The organism is Synechococcus sp. RSCCF101, assembly GCF_008807075.1.
Classification (GTDB): Bacteria; Cyanobacteriota; Cyanobacteriia; order PCC-6307; family Cyanobiaceae; genus RSCCF101.
The window spans coordinates 2122403-2137718 of the sequence record NZ_CP035632.1 but is presented as its reverse complement, the minus strand read 5'-3'; the positions used below and the strand labels follow the sequence as shown (position 1 = coordinate 2137718).

General features: G+C 67.2%; 13 protein-coding genes. 7 read left to right on the top strand and 6 right to left on the bottom strand.

The window, feature by feature from the left end; translation table 11 throughout:
- Positions 1–23: 23 nt before the first annotated feature.
- Together EVJ50_RS10465 and queG are read right to left on the bottom strand one after the other, a co-directional pair.
- A complete protein-coding gene (locus EVJ50_RS10465) occupies positions 24–908 on the bottom strand; it encodes a tetratricopeptide repeat protein (RefSeq protein WP_150883891.1) in 885 nt (294 codons plus the stop codon).
- A 7-nt stretch (positions 909–915) separates the two neighbouring features.
- Positions 916–1860, bottom strand: coding sequence for a tRNA epoxyqueuosine(34) reductase QueG (queG, locus tag EVJ50_RS10460; RefSeq protein ID WP_150883890.1), 945 nt, complete (start codon positions 1858–1860; stop codon positions 916–918).
- A 31-nt stretch (positions 1861–1891) separates the two neighbouring features.
- Here queG and EVJ50_RS10455 point away from each other — a divergent pair, with 31 nt between their 5' ends.
- The 6 genes from EVJ50_RS10455 to argH all read left to right on the top strand — a co-directional run bounded on the left by EVJ50_RS10455 (position 1892) and on the right by argH (position 8640).
- A complete protein-coding gene (locus tag EVJ50_RS10455) occupies positions 1892–2557 on the top strand; it encodes an HpsJ family protein (RefSeq protein ID WP_370455487.1) in 666 nt (221 codons plus the stop codon).
- An 80-nt stretch (positions 2558–2637) separates the two neighbouring features.
- Positions 2638–3396 (top strand): DUF502 domain-containing protein, encoded by a 759-nt coding sequence (locus EVJ50_RS10450; protein ID WP_150883889.1) that lies wholly within the window; start codon positions 2638–2640, stop codon positions 3394–3396.
- 12 nt (positions 3397–3408) lie between these two features.
- Complete coding sequence (nusB, locus tag EVJ50_RS10445; protein ID WP_150883888.1) at positions 3409–4023, top strand: transcription antitermination factor NusB; 615 nt, start codon at positions 3409–3411, stop codon at positions 4021–4023.
- 6 nt (positions 4024–4029) lie between these two features.
- Positions 4030–5685 (top strand): signal recognition particle-docking protein FtsY, encoded by a 1656-nt coding sequence (ftsY, locus tag EVJ50_RS10440; protein WP_150883887.1) that lies wholly within the window; start codon positions 4030–4032, stop codon positions 5683–5685.
- A 75-nt stretch (positions 5686–5760) separates the two neighbouring features.
- A complete protein-coding gene (locus EVJ50_RS10435) occupies positions 5761–7158 on the top strand; it encodes a PP2C family protein-serine/threonine phosphatase (protein WP_150883886.1) in 1398 nt (465 codons plus the stop codon).
- A gap of 48 nt (positions 7159–7206) precedes the next feature.
- On the top strand, positions 7207–8640 hold the full coding sequence (argH, locus tag EVJ50_RS10430) for an argininosuccinate lyase (protein ID WP_150883885.1): 1434 nt from the start codon (positions 7207–7209) through the stop codon (positions 8638–8640).
- A gap of 17 nt (positions 8641–8657) precedes the next feature.
- On the opposite strand, the gene dusA is transcribed toward argH, so the two are convergent.
- Positions 8658–9698, bottom strand: coding sequence for a tRNA dihydrouridine(20/20a) synthase DusA (gene dusA, locus EVJ50_RS10425; RefSeq protein ID WP_150883884.1), 1041 nt, complete (start codon positions 9696–9698; stop codon positions 8658–8660).
- Between the two features lie 44 nt (positions 9699–9742).
- Between dusA and EVJ50_RS10420 the strand changes: the two genes are divergently transcribed.
- The gene (locus EVJ50_RS10420) at positions 9743–10999 is read left to right on the top strand and encodes an NAD(P)/FAD-dependent oxidoreductase (RefSeq protein ID WP_150883883.1); all 1257 of its coding nucleotides are present in this window, start codon (positions 9743–9745) and stop codon (positions 10997–10999) included.
- Position 11000: 1 nt separating this feature from the next.
- On the opposite strand, the gene EVJ50_RS10415 is transcribed toward EVJ50_RS10420, so the two are convergent.
- The 3 genes from EVJ50_RS10415 to EVJ50_RS10405 form a co-directional block, all read right to left on the bottom strand.
- Positions 11001–12266, bottom strand: a complete 1266-nt coding sequence (locus EVJ50_RS10415) for a type II secretion system F family protein (protein ID WP_150883882.1) — start codon at positions 12264–12266, stop codon at positions 11001–11003.
- A gap of 23 nt (positions 12267–12289) precedes the next feature.
- Positions 12290–13363 (bottom strand): type IV pilus twitching motility protein PilT, encoded by a 1074-nt coding sequence (locus EVJ50_RS10410; RefSeq protein ID WP_150883881.1) that lies wholly within the window; start codon positions 13361–13363, stop codon positions 12290–12292.
- 92 nt (positions 13364–13455) lie between these two features.
- On the bottom strand, positions 13456–15285 hold the full coding sequence (locus EVJ50_RS10405; RefSeq protein ID WP_191964744.1) for a GspE/PulE family protein: 1830 nt from the start codon (positions 15283–15285) through the stop codon (positions 13456–13458).
- Positions 15286–15316: the final 31 nt, after the last annotated feature.

Sequence of the window (15316 nt, the reverse complement as noted above, 5' to 3'; positions counted from 1 at the left end):
GGGCTCCGGTGCGCGGCGGCGGTTCAGGGAGCCGGGCGCGGCTGGCCATCCGCATTGGCCATGGCCCGTTCGACAGCGGCCTTGAGGTCCGGATCGTTCAGCAGCGTCCTGGCGGCCTCCCGCAGCTTCGGCCCCCAGAGCTGCTCCTCCTGATGGCTGGCCAGCACGTAGTTGGGGTCCTCGCCGAGCGCCTCACTGGCCAGCTCACGGGCTTCAGGGCGATTGGACCCGTTCAGCTGGAGCAGAGCCGCGGCCAGCGCCAGACGGGGCTCCGCATTGGCCGTGATCGTCAGGGCCCGGCGCCAGCGATCGATCGCCTGTCGCGTCTGCCCCATCTCGAACAGGATCAGACCCTGGTTGTTGATCGCCTCCCAGAAGTCGGCGCGCAGGGAGGCGGCCTTCTCGAAGGCTGCCAGTGCATCCTGCGGCCGCTCCTGCATGATGCGCGCGTTGCCGAGATCGAAGTAGGCGCCGGCATTGTTGGCATCGCGGCTCAGTCCCTCATCCAGCAGGGTCACCGCTTCATCGGGCTGACCGGATCGCAGGGCCAGGGCCGCCTCGGCGAACCAGATCGCCGCCTTGTCGGGATCGAGCTCCTTGGCCCGGGCCAGGGAGACCCGTGCGTCCTGCAGCTGATCGCTGCGCAGCTGTGCCTCTGCCAGCAGCGCCCACACCCTCGGATCGCTTGGAATCAGCCTGCTGGAGAGCGCTGCCAGCCTGGCGGCCTCGCGCGCCTGCCCCAGCCGCAGCAGCTGGCGGGCCGTCTGGGCGATTCCCAGACCCGCACCCTGCAGCTCCTGCGGCGGGGGGACGTACACGTAGGGCGTGAGCGCCCGAGCCGCGGGCGTCAGGAGTGCGCTGAGCGCCATCGCGCCGCTGGCCAGCCACGGATGCCAGGACCGGTTCATCCAGCCTTCACGATCTGCCAGGAGGGTAGGAGTGTCGTGCATTGCGACGCCACATCCAGGGTTTGATCCGCCGCAGCGCGGAGGCCCGCAGCCGCTGATCCCAGAGGCTGTCGCTCCACTCCATCACCTGTTGCCGCGTGAGGGCCAGCATCCAGGAGCGCGGCTGCAGCTCTGGATCCGTGCTGAGCGGCACCCGTGCGCCGTTCCACGGGCACACCTCCTGGCAAATGTCGCAGCCCGCCACCCAGGGCCCCATGGCCGCTTCGATCTCGCCGGGAAGCTCCGGATCCCGGTTCTCAATCGTGTGGTACGCGATGCAGCGCCGGCTGTCGACCACGAACGGCTCCGGAATCGCCCCGGTCGGACAGGCCGTGATGCAGAGCGTGCAGGCCCCGCAGCGGGCCAGCGCCGGTGGGTCGGCGGGGAGCGGCAGGCTGAGCAGCAGGTGGCCGATCAGCAGCCACGACCCACGCTCGGGGTGGATGAGATTTCCGTTCTTGCCGATCCACCCCAGGCCCGCCTCCTCAGCCCAGGCCTTGTCCATCAGCGGGGCCGAGTCCACGCAGGCCCGCCAGCGTGCGTCGGGTCGCTGGCTGCTCAGCCAGTGGCCGATGCGGCGCAGGCGCTGATCGATCACGCGGTGGTAGTCGCGCCCCCAGCCATAGCGGGCCACGGCCAGGCTGCCGGCCCGGCGCTCGCCGGAGACGCGATAGGGAAGCGCCACGGCGAGAACGGATTGCACCTCCGGCATCAGGTGCTCGATCCGCTGCCGTCTGGGGGAGGCCATCCAGTGCATGTCGGCCTGATGGCCCGCCTCCAGCCATCGCTGCAGCGCTGCGCTGCGGGCCTGCAGCCGCGGGCTGCCACTGGCGCTGGCCAGCCCCACCGGGTCGAACCCTTCAGCTCGGGCGCGCCGCTTCAGGGCCTCTGCCAGTTCCGCCTCAGTGCTCACCTCTAGAGTTGCGCCCCTTTTTCATGCTGACGTGACGCCATCGCCTGCACCCACCACCAGCCCGGGCCGGATGGCGGTGCTGCTGCGCTGGCTGGGTCTGACCCTGGTGCTGCTGCTCCTGCTGCAGCTGGCCGTTCTGCTTCCAGCGGCGGACTGGGGTGATGAGGCGTTTCAGCAGCTGTTGCTGGAGCGCATGGTCAGCCAGGCGCCCATGGCTCTGGTGGGCCTGATCCTGATGCTGACGGCCTCACGCCTTGATGCCCCGCAGTCGGGGCGGACCCCGTTTCGCTGGCTGATCTGTGCGCTCAGCGCTCTGCTGGCCCTGTCGATGCTGGCGGTGGTGCCGCTGGTGGTGAGCGGCAATCAGAGCCTGGCGGAGCAGGCCGATCAGACCATCAGCGAGCAGCGAAACCGCCTGGAGGCGGCGCGGCAGCAGTCCGGAAATCCGGAGGCGATCCAGATGCTCGGCCAGCAACTGGCCCAGGCCGGCCAGTTGCCCGCCGGTGCTGGCGAGGAGGAACAGGTGGCCGCCGCCCGCGCCTTCGTCGATCGACAGCTCGAGCAGATGGAAACCCAGCTGGAGCAGGCCGAACGGGCCCGCAGCCTGGCGGTCAACCAGCGCCGGTTCGGCGGAACCGGCACGGCCATTGTTCTGGCGATCGCCTTCGTGCTGCTGGCCCTCACCGCTGTGGTCTGAACCCCTCCCGATCCAAGCGGTCGTGTTGGCTAGGTTGATCGGATCGGCCCCGTTCAGACGCCGCGCTCTGCGGCTTTTCCTTGGTTCAATCCAATCCCCGACCTGATCAGCCCTTCGGGCTTCGCCTGAGGCAGGACCTCAAGAACGATCTGATCGCCGGTCTGCTGGTGGTGATTCCCCTGGCCACCACAATCTGGTTGTCAACAACCGTCAGCCGATTCGTGCTGACGTTCGTGACATCCATTCCGAAGCAGTTCAACCCCTTCATCAACCTCAATCCTCTCCTCCAGGATCTGATCAATGTCAGCCTCGGAGTGATGGTGCCCCTCCTGGCCATCCTTCTGATCGGCCTGATGGCCCGGAACATCGTCGGGCGCTGGTTGCTCGAGTTCGGCGAAGGCACGCTGCTGCGCATCCCCCTGGCCGGTTCCGTCTACAAGACGCTGAAACAGCTGCTGGAGACCTTTCTGCGCGACAACACCAGCCGCTTCCGCCGGGTGGTGCTGGTGGAATACCCCCGCGAAGGACTGTTCGCCATCGGCTTCGTGACCGGGCAGCTGGCAGCCACGCTTCAGGCGGATTTCGACGAGCGGATGCTGAGTGTCTTCATCCCCACCTCTCCCAATCCCACAACCGGCTGGTACACCGTTGTGGCCGAGCGGGCCGTCCGCGACCTGGACCTGTCGGTGGAGGACGCCTTCCGCACCATCATCTCGGCTGGGATCGTCAGCCCCGACGAGCGGGTCACCCCGACGACCCGCAGTTTCTCGACCCTGCTGGCACAGCTTCGCTCCCCCGTGCCACCCGGTTCCAGGGGCGGCATCTCCGGCCTGTCCTGAACCATGTCTGCGATGCACGAGCGTTCACTGGCCCGGGAGCTGGCGCTCCTGACCCTGGCTCAGATCCCCGACCGTGGTCCGGCCCCGGACGCCGCCGCGGAGATTCCCTCCCTGCTGGAGCGTGCCCTCACCGGTCTGCGGGAGCATCTTCGGGAAACCCTCGACCGTGCTGCCGACGACCTGGAGCGCTGCCAGCAGCAGCTCGGCCGGGAGACGCCCGATGCCGAGCAGGCCCGCATCCTTCTGGGGGATGGCCTGGGAAGGGCCGAGCAGGTGCTCAACCATCTCTCCGGCTGTCTCGACCTGCCCCGGCTTCTGCTGCTCGCCGATCAGGGCAGCATCCGCCGTCAGGTGGAGGAGCGGGTACGGCTGGTGCTCAATCAGCGCGAGAGCATCGATGAGCGTCTTGACGCGGTGATGGAGGGATGGCGCCTCAAGCGCCTGCCCCGCATCGACCGCGACATCCTCCGCCTGGCCAGTGTGGATCTGGAGCTGCTGCGCACCCCTCCGGCGGTGGCCTGCAATGAGGCGGTGGAACTGGCCCATCGCTATAGCGACGACCAGGGCCGTCGCATGATCAACGGTGTTCTGCGGCGGTTGATGGAGGCCCCCGCATCCAGAGGCTGAGGCTGGATGGTGTTCGACTGGTTCAAACGGCAGCGGAGCGGACCCTCCCCCGAGCCGCCTTCCGACACTCCCGAGGCCCAGCAGGACCCACCTGCCGAGGGACCCGGACCGGAATCCGAGTCAGCGTCGGAACCCGCGCCTGAGCTGACCGGCAGCTCGGGCGAATCGAGCCCGGCTCCAGTGCAGGAACCGGCCTCCGAAACGGAGCGCTCTCCCACGCCGCCGGCCCCGGTGGCATCCGGCCCGGATGAGGCCTCTCTGGCCTGGGCTCGTGAGGTCTATGCCCGCCTCAAGGCCCAGCAGCAGGCCCGTTCCGCCCCTGCCGCGCCGGAACCCCCACCCGCCGAACCGGTCGCCCAGTCGGAGCCGCAGGAGTCCGTCCTTGACCCGGCTCCGGCTGCGGCTGACCCGGCCCCCGCCGCTGCTGAGCCGGCTCCCGCTGACCCTGCTCCGCCGCCGCCCTCTCCCGGCCTCTCCCTGCTGGAGCGGGCCGCCGCCGAACGCCAGGTGCGGCAGCAGGAACAGCGCGAGCGGGCGGTGGTGGACATCCCGGCTGCGACCACCACCGCTCCGCAGACTCCCCCCCTCGTCGCCCCAGCTCCCGAGAGCGACGCCGAGCCCGCCGGTCGGCCGGCGGAGCAGGAGCGGCTTGGAGGGTTCGACAGCACCTTCACCTGGTCCGCCGAGGTCCTGGCGGCCCAGGGGCGCCGGGCGGAGGAGGTGTCCCTTGAGGAGATCGACTGGCTCGGTCGCCTGCGCCGCGGCCTGGAGAAGACCCGCCAGGGGTTTGTCACCCAGCTGCTCAGCAGCCTCGGGGACGATCCCCTCACCCCGGAGCTGCTGGAGGAGCTGGAGACCCTGCTGCTCCGTGCTGACGCGGGCGTGGCCGCCACGGATCAGGTCATCGAGGCCCTGCGGCAGCGCATGAACGAGGAGGTGGTCGATTCCAGCGAAGGGCTGGCCTTTCTCAAGCAGCAGCTGCGCGATCTGCTCGAGGGGCCGATCCGGCGGAGCGGCGCCGAGCTGCTGGTGCCGCAGCGGGAACGCCTCAACATCTGGCTGATGGTGGGTGTGAACGGCGTGGGCAAGACCACCACCATCGGCAAGCTGGCCAATCTGGCTCGGCGCAGCGGCTACTCAGCCCTGATCGCCGCCGCCGACACCTTCCGCGCCGCCGCCGTGGAGCAGGTGCGCATCTGGGGCGAACGCAGCGATGTGGCAGTGGTGGCCAATGCCAGTGCCAATGCCGACCCGGCAGCCGTGGTGTTCGACGCTCTCGGTGCAGCCCGTTCCAAGGGCACCGAACTGCTGTTCGTCGACACGGCCGGTCGCCTGCAGACCAAGCACAACCTGATGGAGGAACTCGCCAAGATCCGCCGCGTGATCGACCGGCAGGCGCCGGAGGCGGTTGTGGAGTCGCTGCTGGTGCTGGATGCCAGCCAGGGTCAGAACGGATTGCGGCAGGCCCTGGCCTTCGCCCGGGCCGCGGCTCTGACCGGAGTCGTGATCACCAAGCTCGACGGCACCGCCCGCGGAGGCGTTGCCCTGGCCGTGGCCTCGGATGCGGATCTGCCGATCCGCTTCATCGGCGCCGGAGAGGGGGCGCTGGATCTGCGGCCGTTCAACAGCTACGAATTCGTCGAGGCGCTTCTGGCGGGTTGACAAGCCGCCGCCCGCATGGTCCATTCAGACGCCTCTGCTGATCGCTGCTAGCTTTCGCACTCCCGCGGCCATGCCTTGGGCAGCCTGCCGCCCCACAGGTCCACCCCACCCGCGCAACAGCCCGCCGATCCGTTCACGGCCACGGTGTCCCTGCGCCAGCTGCTGGCCAGCCTCACCCGTGAACAGCGCCGCAACCAGGAGCTCCTCACCTCCCTCGCCTTCGGGCTGCGCAGTTTCACCAACCTGGGGCGGTTCCTCGAGCTGGTTCCCCTGCTCACCGCCCGGCTGGTGGAGGCGGAGGCCGCCCTGCTGGTGCCCCTGCATGCCGACGGCCGCCTCTGGCGTCAGCACATCCACGGCCACCCGCAAGGCCCGGTCGCCGATGTGGTGCACCAGCTCGCGCAGCTGCCGGATGAGAGCCTCCTGGACCAGGGAGACGAGGAGGCCCGGTCCGCCTTTCTCGATGCCCTGGTGCAGCGGCAGCTGAGCAGCGCCTCCCTCTTCGCCACCACCGTGTCGGCCCGCGCCCACATCCGCGGACGCCTGTACGTGGTTTCCTCACGATCGCCGATCCGCTGGAGCGAGGTGCATCGCCGCCACGTTCAGCTGGTGGCCGATCTCACGGGCGTGGCCATCGAGACCGACACCCTGCTGGAGGATCAGCGGCAGCACGAGCGCGTGGATCGCCAGCTCACCATCGGCGCCGAGATCCAGGCACAGCTGCTGCCGGATCACTGCCCCGTGATCGCCGGCATCGAGCTGGCCGCCCGCTGCCGGCCCGCCTTTCAGGTGGGTGGGGACTACTACGACTTCATCCCCACCCGTCCCCAGGCCCTCGGCAAGCGGCGCGAGCAGGGCCGCTGGGCCATCGTCATGGGCGATGTGATGGGCAAGGGGGTGCCGGCCGGGCTCCTGATGACCCTGATGCGCGGCATGCTGCGGGCCGAGGTGCTGAGTGGTCATCCGCCCGATCGCATCCTCCACGATCTGAACCAGCTGGCTCAGGAGGATCTGGCCCACTCCCACCGCTTCGTCACGCTCTTCTACTCCGACTACGACCCCCTGACCCGGCGACTGCGCTACGCCAACGCCGCCCACAACCCCCCGCTGCTGTGGCGGGAGAGCCGACGTCGGCTGGATCGGCTCGATTCACCGGGACTGCTGATCGGCCTGCAGCCGGAGGTGGATTTCGGCAGCGACTCGCTTCAGCTTCAGCCCGGTGACGTGATCCTGTACTACACCGATGGCGTGACGGAGGCCCCCGGGCTCACCGGCGATCGCTTCGATGAACCGAGGCTTCAGGCCGCCTTCCGCAGCGCCTGCCAGTCCGGCGCCGATGCCCAGGGCATCCTCGACGATCTGTTCGCGCGACTCGACCGCTATGTGGGTGCCAACCGCCGACTGGAGGACGATGCCTCGATGGTGGTGCTGCGGGTGCCCGGCGGTGTGACGCTGCCCAGCCTTGCCGGCTGAGACCGGCTGCGGTGCCATGCTCAACCGTCCCGGCATGCCCCGATCGCCATGGCCCAGGTTCCGCACCCGCCCGCGCCGGACGCCGGCGGGGCCGCCAGTGTCACCGGCAGTGGCGGCAGCGGCTGGAGCGACCGGTTCGAGGAGGGGCTGCACCCGTTCATCGAGGGCTTCAACGCCTCCATCGGCTTCGATCGGGAGCTGCTGCGTCATGACCTGATCGGCTCGAGGGCCCATGCCCGCATGCTCTCCGAGGTCGGGGTGCTCACAGCCGTGGAGGCCGATCAGCTCGATCAAGCCCTGGTGACCATCCAGCGCGATGCGGAGGAGGGCCGCTTCGTGCCCTCCCTTCAGGACGAGGACGTTCACTTCGCGGTCGAGCGGCGCCTGATCGAGATGGTGGGCTCCCTGGGCAAGAAGCTGCACACGGGCCGCAGTCGCAACGATCAGGTCAGCACCGACCTGCGCCTCTGGCTGCGGGAGCAGATCGACGCTCTCCAGGGCGATCTGGCCGACTACCGGAGCGCCCTGCTCGATCTGGCCGAGACCCACCTGGAGACGCTCATCCCCGGCTACACCCATCTGCAGAGGGCTCAGCCACTCTCCCTCGCCCACCACCTGCTCGCCTACGTGGAGATGGCCGGTCGCGACAGCGAGCGACTGGCCGAGGTGCGCCGGCGGGTCAACCAGTGCCCGCTCGGTGCTGCGGCCCTGGCAGGCACACCTGTTCCGATCGACAGGCACAGCACGGCGCGTCAGCTGGGTTTCGAGGGTCTCTGCGCCAACAGCCTCGATGCGGTGAGCGATCGGGATTTCGTCGTGGACTTCCTCTCCGGCGCCAGTCTGATCCTGGTGCATCTGAGCCGGCTGAGTGAGGAGGTGATCCTCTGGGCCAGTGAGGAGTTCGCCTTCGTGACCCTCAGTGATCGCTGCGCCACCGGCAGCAGCCTGATGCCTCAGAAGAAGAATCCCGATGTGCCCGAGCTGGTGCGTGGCAAGAGCGGGCGGGTGTTCGGATCCCTGATGGCCATGCTGACCGTGCTCAAGGGTCTCCCCCTTGCGTACAACAAGGACCTCCAGGAGGACAAGGAGGGTCTGTTCGATGCCGTGCGCACGACCCGCGACTGCCTCCGGGCGATGACGATCCTGCTGCGGGAGGGCCTGAGCTTCCGGCCGGCCCGCCTGGCCGATGCCGTGGCGTCCGATTTCTCCAATGCCACCGATGTCGCCGACTATCTGGTGGGCAAGGACGTGCCCTTCCGGGAGGCCTACCAGCTGGTCGGCCGCGTGGTGAAGACCTGTCTGGCGGAGGGTTGTCTGCTGAGAGATCTGCCGTTGTCGCGCTGGCAGGAGATGCACCCCCTGATCGAGGCCGATCTGCTCGAGCGACTGGAGCCGCGCGCTGTGGTTCAGGCCCGCACCAGCTGGGGCGGCACCTCCATCGATCTGGTGCGCGAGGCCCTCGCCCGGCACCGTCAGACCTGAGGCGATCGGCCCCGCCTCTAGTGCCCCGCCGCTGCCAGCTCCGCGGCGGCGGCCACCAGGCTCTGTGCGCCGGCGCCGGCCCGGCAGGCCGCCGTGGTGAACCGTTGCCGCCAGCGCCGTGCTCCCGGCAGGCCTTCCACCAGGTGCACCAGGTGACGCCCCAGCGCCCAGAGCCGTCCGCCGCCCTCGCACCAGCGCTCGGCATAGGGAACCAGATCCAGCAGCACCCGGGAGGGCTCCAGAGCGGCTGACGGCTCGGGCCTGCCCTCTCCGAACAGCACCTGATCCACGCGGCTCCAGCGCAGGGGATGGCCATAGGCCGCCCGCCCCACCATGACGCCATCGGCCCAGCCGAGGGCCTGACGGCACTGCTCCAGATCCTCCAGGCCGCCGTTCAGCTCGATCACCAGCTCCGGATGCCGTGCCTTCATCGTCTGGACCAGGTCATGCCGCAACGGCGGGACCGTGCGGTTCTGCTTCGGGTCCAGACCCTCCAGCCAGGCCGAACGGGCATGGACCGAGAAGCGGCACGCGCCGGCAGCCGCCACCGGCAGCATGAACCGCTCCAGCGTCTCCAGCGAGGCCGCACCGTTGAGCCCCACCCGGTGCTTGACGCTCACCGGCAGACCTGAGGCCTGCGCCATGGCCCGCACACAGCGGGCCACCCGCTCGGGCTCGTCCATGAGGCAGGCCCCGAAGCGACCGCTGCGCACGCGCGGGCTGGGACAGCCCACATTCAGGTTGAGCTCGTCATAGCCCCACTCGGCCGCCAGCTCGGCCGCTTCCGCCAGCAGCTGCGGATCCTCCCCGCCCAGCTGGAGCACGAGTGGGCGCTCACAGCCATCGAAGCCGATCAGGCGCTCCAGGCACCGCTCGCGCTCCGCCGGCGGCCGCCGGCGGGCGTGGTGCAGAGCATTGGCCACGACCATCTCCGTGTAGAGCAGGCAGCGCCGGGAGATCTGCCGCATCAGCACGCGGAAGTGCCGATCGGTGCAGTCCATCATCGGCGCCACGCTGAAGCGATGGGGCGGGGCTTGCCGGCTCAGGATGGTGGCCATGGCAGGCATCGTGCCAGCCTGCTGCGTCTGGAGGTGGCGGCCGCATGGGCTCCCCGCGCTGGGATGTGGTGGTGGCCGGTGGTGGTCCCGCCGGGCTGATGGCCGCCATCACGTCCGCTGAGGCCGGTGTGGCTCGTGTCCTGGTGCTGGAGGCGGCGCCGGAACCGTTGGGCAAGGTCCTCATCAGCGGCGGCGGGCGTTGCAATGTCACCCATGCCTGCTGGGATCCGGTGGATCTGGTGAGCCACTACCCGAGAGGATCCAGGCCGCTGCGGGGACCTTTCAGCCGCTTCGCCGCCGCCGACACCGTGGCCTGGTTCGCCAAACGGGGGCTGCAGCTGGTGGAGGAGGCCGATGGACGCCTCTTCCCGCGCACGCATCGCTCCAGCGATGTGGTGGCCTGTCTGCTCAGGGCGGCGCGATCCAGCGGCGTGCAGCTGTGGACCGGGGCAGGACTGCAGACGCTCCGCCCGGGCCAAAGCGGCGGGGGCTGGCAGCTGGGGTTGCGGGGGAGGTCCGTCGCCACGCCGCAGCTGGAGGCCGGGCGCGTGCTCCTGGCCACCGGCAGTCATCCGAGCGGCCGCAGGCTGGCCGGGCAGCTGGGGCTGAAGGTGGTGGATCCGGTTCCCTCCCTGTTCACCCTCGCGCTGGCCGAAAGGCCCCTGCAGTCACTGGCGGGAGTGGTGGTCAAGCCGGTCTCCATGGAGCTGCGGGTCGGACGCCGCCGCCACCGCGAACGCGGTGTGCTGCTGATCACCCACTGGGGGCTCAGTGGCCCCGCCGTCCTGCGGCTCACCGCCTTCGCCGCCAGAGATCTGCATGCCGCCGGCTACCGGGCGGAGCTGCAGGTGGACTGGAGCGGGGGAATGGCTGCCGGGGAGCTGGAGCAGCTGCTTGGAAGCATGCGCGCCGACCAGGGGCGCCAGCGACTCCGGAGCCGCCGGCCCTGGCCCGAGCTCAGTCGCCGCCTCTGGCAGCAGTTGGTGCAGGACGCCGGTCTGGACGGGGATCAGCCCTGGGGGGAGCTGTCGGCCAGGGGCCTGGACCGTCTGCTTGCCGCTCTGCGCCGCAGCAGCTATTCGGTCAGCGGCCGCGGCCCGTTCGGGGAGGAGTTCGTCACGGCCGGTGGCATCAGCCTTTCGGAGATCGACCTGGCGACCATGGCCTGCCGGCGGCACGCCGGGCTTCATGTGGCCGGCGAGCTGCTCGATGTGGATGGCGTGACGGGTGGCTTCAACTTCCAGCATTGCTGGACCAGCGGCTGGATCGCCGGCCGGGCCATGGCGGATGCTGCGGTCTGAATCAGCCGATTTCGTTGAACACTGCAAACATCGGTAGGTACATCGACAGCAACAACGCTCCCACAATGCCGCCGACCAAAACGATCATGGCCGGTTCCAGCATGGAGGTGAGCAGTTTCACGGCTGCTGAGACCTCGTCCTCGTAGAAGTCTGCAACCTTTGAGAGCATGGCATCCATCTCTCCCGTCTCCTCGCCGATGCCGAGCATCCCCAGAGCCATTTCGGGAAAGACTTGACCCTGCTCCACAAGAGCGCGGCTGAGTAGCACACCCTCTTGGATCATTTCTCGGGACGAAAGGATGGCGTCGGAGATGATGGCGTTCCCAGCGGTATCTGCAGCAATCTCGAGTGAGTAGAGGATCGGAACCCCGGCCCGAGTCAAGGCACTGAAGATACGACAGAATTGAGCTGTTGCGGCTTTCTGAATGAGGTCTCCGAACAGGGGGAGTTTGAGAACAATGCGATCAACGACTCGTTTCCCATGGGGAGTGTTGTAGTAACCTCGAAAAAGTGCTGCAGCAAGAATAAGGAGGCCAATAATCACCACAAGAAAGGCTGATCTAAGTAATGCGCTAAGATCAAGCATGAATTGGGTGAATGCCGGTAGTTCCGCATCCAGCGAATCGAAGATCTCACCGAAAGTAGGAATCACAAACATCGTCATTCCAAGGAAAACGAGCACTGCCAGACCAAAGACTGTTGTTGGATAACCCAATGCGCCTTTGATTTGATTCTGGATGCGTGCATTCTCCTCGAGAAGCTTGGACAGGCGGGCCAGGGTTTCATCCAGAACACCGCCGGCCTCTCCCGCCTCCACCATGGCCAGAGTGAGCCTGTCGAACACCTTGGGCCACTGGCGAAAGGCCTCCCCGAGGCTACCCCCTTCGTTGACGACCAGGCTCACCTGCTCCAGAGCACGACGGAACAGGGGCTTCTTCTGTTGCTTGGCCATCAGATCGATCCCCCGCACGATGGGAACGCCGGCGTCCACCAGAGCGGAGAGCTTGCTGGCGAACAGTGCCCGATCCTTCACATCTGGAGCTGCTTCGAAATAGCGTCCGATGTTGAGTTTGCTCAAACTCTGCAGGTTGGCCAGGCCCCCGCTAGCGGCCCCCGTGCGGACGGCCTCCTTGCTCTGTTTCACCAGAGTTGTTGGCCGAATGCCGCGCCGCCGTAGCCTGCGGCGGGCTGCAGTTACATCGTTTGCCCTGAGGGTGAGAGTCTGTTCCTTGCCCCTGGCGGTGTACGTGGCGATGAAAGAGGCCATGGCAGTGGCTGATGATGAGGGACTCAGGCGCTCACGAGTCGCTTGAGCTCCTCGGGTTTGCTGGACCGCGACTTGGCTTCCTCCAGTGTGATCTCCCCATTCATCGCCAGGTTGGCGAGGGCGCGTTCAAGGGTTTGCATGCCGTGTTGACCACCGGTCTGAATCTGGGAATACAGCTGAGCCGTTTTTCCTTCGCGGATCAGGTTGGCGATGGCCGGAGTGTTCACCATGATTTCCTGAGCCATGACCCGGCCATACTGACCTGGCTTGGGGTTGGAGCGCTTGCAGAGCGTTTGGGAGAAGACCCCCACAAGACTGCCACTGAGTTGCACACGGATCTGGGTCTGCTGTTCAGGTGGGAAGACATCCACGATGCGATCCACCGTCTGGGCTGCCGAGCTGGTGTGCAATGTGCCAAAGACGAGGTGGCCGGTCTCTGCGGCACGGATGGCCAACTGAATGGTCTCCAGATCTCGCATCTCCCCGATTAGAATCACATCTGGATCTTCACGCAGCGCAGCCCTCAATGCATTGGCGAAGGAGCGTGTATCCTCATTCAGCTCTCGCTGATGAATCAGACTCTTATCGCTGGCGTAGACGAATTCGATCGGATCCTCAATGGTGAGAATGTGCTCTGCTCTGGACTCGTTGATGTGTTGGAGCAGAGCGGCCAACGTGGTTGTCTTCCCGGATCCGGTTGGTCCGGTGACCAATACCAGTCCCTTGGGTGAATGGCTCACGGCCTCCACCACGTCCGGCAGACCAAGCACCTTCAGGCTGGGCACCTTGCTGCCGAGCGCCCGCAGGCAGGAGGCGTAGCTGCCCCTCTGGCGGTAGACGTTGACCCGGAAGCGGGAGATGCCCTTGAGACCGTATGAGCAGTCCAGCTCCCATGTCTGCTCCAGCTGTTTGCGCTGGGCGTTGTTGAGGATCGAAAAGATGAGTCGGTTGCAGTTCTCCTCGGTCAGAGGTTCCTCAAGCATCGGCCTCAGCTCCCCGCTGAAGCGTCCATAGGGAGGCTGGCCGGCCGCCAGGTGCAGGTCACTGCCCCCGCCCTCCACGAGCTGCTCCATGAGGTCCTCAATCATCAAGTCCATGGAGGGTCAGCGCTGGATCAGGGTCGTGAGCACGATTCTGAAAGTCGCGGCGGTACTGGGCAATAGGCCTGAAGCCGCCCGGGCGGTCGTCATCACTCCGGCATGGTGCGGGGCGTGAGGCAGTACGGGCAGTCCAGCCACTCGTCGGCCAGCCCTGCTCCGCAGCCCTCACAGGTCTGGGTGTTGAGGGCGCGGGCTCGACGCTCCGATTCCAGACCGGTGTCGGTGAGCAGCATCCGTTCCACCTCCTCCAGCGTGGTGTGCCCTTCCCGGACCAGATCAAGGCCATAGCCGAGCAGGCTCTTCATGCCGGCTTCGAGAGCCAGTCGCCGGATGGTCTCCGTCGGAGCTCCCTTCGACACGGCCGAGGCGAGGGTCTCGTTCATCACCAGGACCTCGTAGACCCCAACGCGGCCCTTATAGCCGCTGCCGCCGCAGCGGGGGCAGACGGTTCCGTCAAGGCCTTCGCCCTTGCGCGCCCGGTAGAACGTCACATGAGCTTCGGATGACGCCATCAGCCCGAAACGTCCGAGATCCTCCTGGCCCGGCTCGTAGGGCTCTCTGCAGGCGGGACACACACGACGGAGAAGACGCTGGGAAATGATGCCCAGCAGGGAAGCGCTCACCATGAAGGGCTCAACGCCCATCTCATCGAGACGAGCGATCGCGCTGGGCGCGTCATTGCAGTGGAGTGTGGTCAGCACCAGGTGACCGGTGAGGGCGGCTTCGATGGCCGTCTTCGCTGTCTCCAGATCGCGTGTTTCTCCAACCAGGAGCACATCGGGATCTTGACGCATGAAAGCCCGCAGGGCTGTAGAGAAGTCAAGACCCTTTTCACGGTTCACCTGGGTCTGAGTGATTCCCGGGAGGGTGTATTCAATCGGATCCTCCACGGTGGAGATGTTGATGCCCGGATCGTTGCGCTCGGCCAGCAGGGAATACAGAGTTGTTGACTTACCAGAGCCGGTTGGGCCCGTCACGAGAATGATGCCGAACGGTTTGGATCCCATGTCCCGCACCAGACCGAGTGCCCTCTGGTCTGTTACAAGCCGGTCGAGACCGAGCTGGGTGGCACTGCTGTCCAGGAGACGCAGCACCACCTTCTCCCCGAAGCGGCTGGGAAGGGTGTTGACACGGAAGTCAATCGGTCGTCCCTTGAACACCCGCCGTATCCGCCCGTCCTGGGGGACCCGGCGCTCCGCGATGTCCAGGTCGGCCATGATCTTGAACCGGGACGTGACCGCTGGAATCAGCCGCGGGGGCAGCGGATTCTTCTGGAGCTGGAGTACCCCGTCCTGCCTGAAGCGGATCTGGAGCCCCTTGCGCTGCGGTTCCACATGGATGTCGCTGGCCCCCATGCTCAGGGCCTGCATCAGGATCCGATCCACCAGGGTGATCACGGGTGAACTGTTCGTGTCCCGCAGGCTCACCTCGAGGTCCGGCGCGTCGCCGGTCTCGCTGTCCTCCTCGAGTGCGCCCTGGATCTCAAATCCTTTCAGGACCTCTTCGGACAGCAGATCCACCGGTGCCTCGGCCTCGGTCTCGTGCTTCTCCGTCGGTGTCGCTGCGTCGCCCTGCGCCTCAGCCAAGGCCCAGGCCTCCTCGATGTCATCGGACAGAGCGAGATGGAGCCTGGCCTCCAGACCCAGCTCCTGCACGGCACCCATCAGCGCGGACTGCTCGTCCTCTCCCCATCCGGTGGGGATTGCCAGATGGAGCAGGGTGCCCTCCCTGAAGACCGGAAGACCCCCCAGCTCCCGCCAGCGTTGCAGCGGCAGAGTCGGCTCGGTGCTCGCCGCCTCCGGCCAGCCCATGAGCTCATCCGGTTGCAGCACCCGCCGCTGCAGCAGCAGTTCCACCTCAAGCCGCTGCTGCTCGGGAGCGATGGCGTCGGGGACGGGCCTGGCTGGGGCGAGAGTCATGGCGAGCGCGATGCATGAAGCGAGGTGCGGC

What these genes read in the sequence shown, in the direction of transcription:
- EVJ50_RS10465 (WP_150883891.1), bottom strand. Translation starts at nt 908, where the DNA reads ATGAACCGGTCCTGGCATCCGTGGCTGGCCAGCGGCGCGATGGCGCTC.
- nusB (WP_150883888.1), top strand. Translation starts at nt 3,409, where the DNA reads ATGCACGAGCGTTCACTGGCCCGGGAGCTGGCGCTCCTGACCCTGGCT.
- ftsY (WP_150883887.1), top strand. Translation starts at nt 4,030, where the DNA reads ATGGTGTTCGACTGGTTCAAACGGCAGCGGAGCGGACCCTCCCCCGAG.
- argH (WP_150883885.1), top strand. Translation starts at nt 7,207, where the DNA reads ATGGCCCAGGTTCCGCACCCGCCCGCGCCGGACGCCGGCGGGGCCGCC.
- dusA (WP_150883884.1), bottom strand. Translation starts at nt 9,698, where the DNA reads ATGGCCACCATCCTGAGCCGGCAAGCCCCGCCCCATCGCTTCAGCGTG.
- EVJ50_RS10420 (WP_150883883.1), top strand. Translation starts at nt 9,743, where the DNA reads ATGGGCTCCCCGCGCTGGGATGTGGTGGTGGCCGGTGGTGGTCCCGCC.
- EVJ50_RS10415 (WP_150883882.1), bottom strand. Translation starts at nt 12,266, where the DNA reads ATGGCCTCTTTCATCGCCACGTACACCGCCAGGGGCAAGGAACAGACT.
- EVJ50_RS10410 (WP_150883881.1), bottom strand. Translation starts at nt 13,363, where the DNA reads ATGGACTTGATGATTGAGGACCTCATGGAGCAGCTCGTGGAGGGCGGG.
- EVJ50_RS10405 (WP_191964744.1), bottom strand. Translation starts at nt 15,285, where the DNA reads ATGACTCTCGCCCCAGCCAGGCCCGTCCCCGACGCCATCGCTCCCGAG.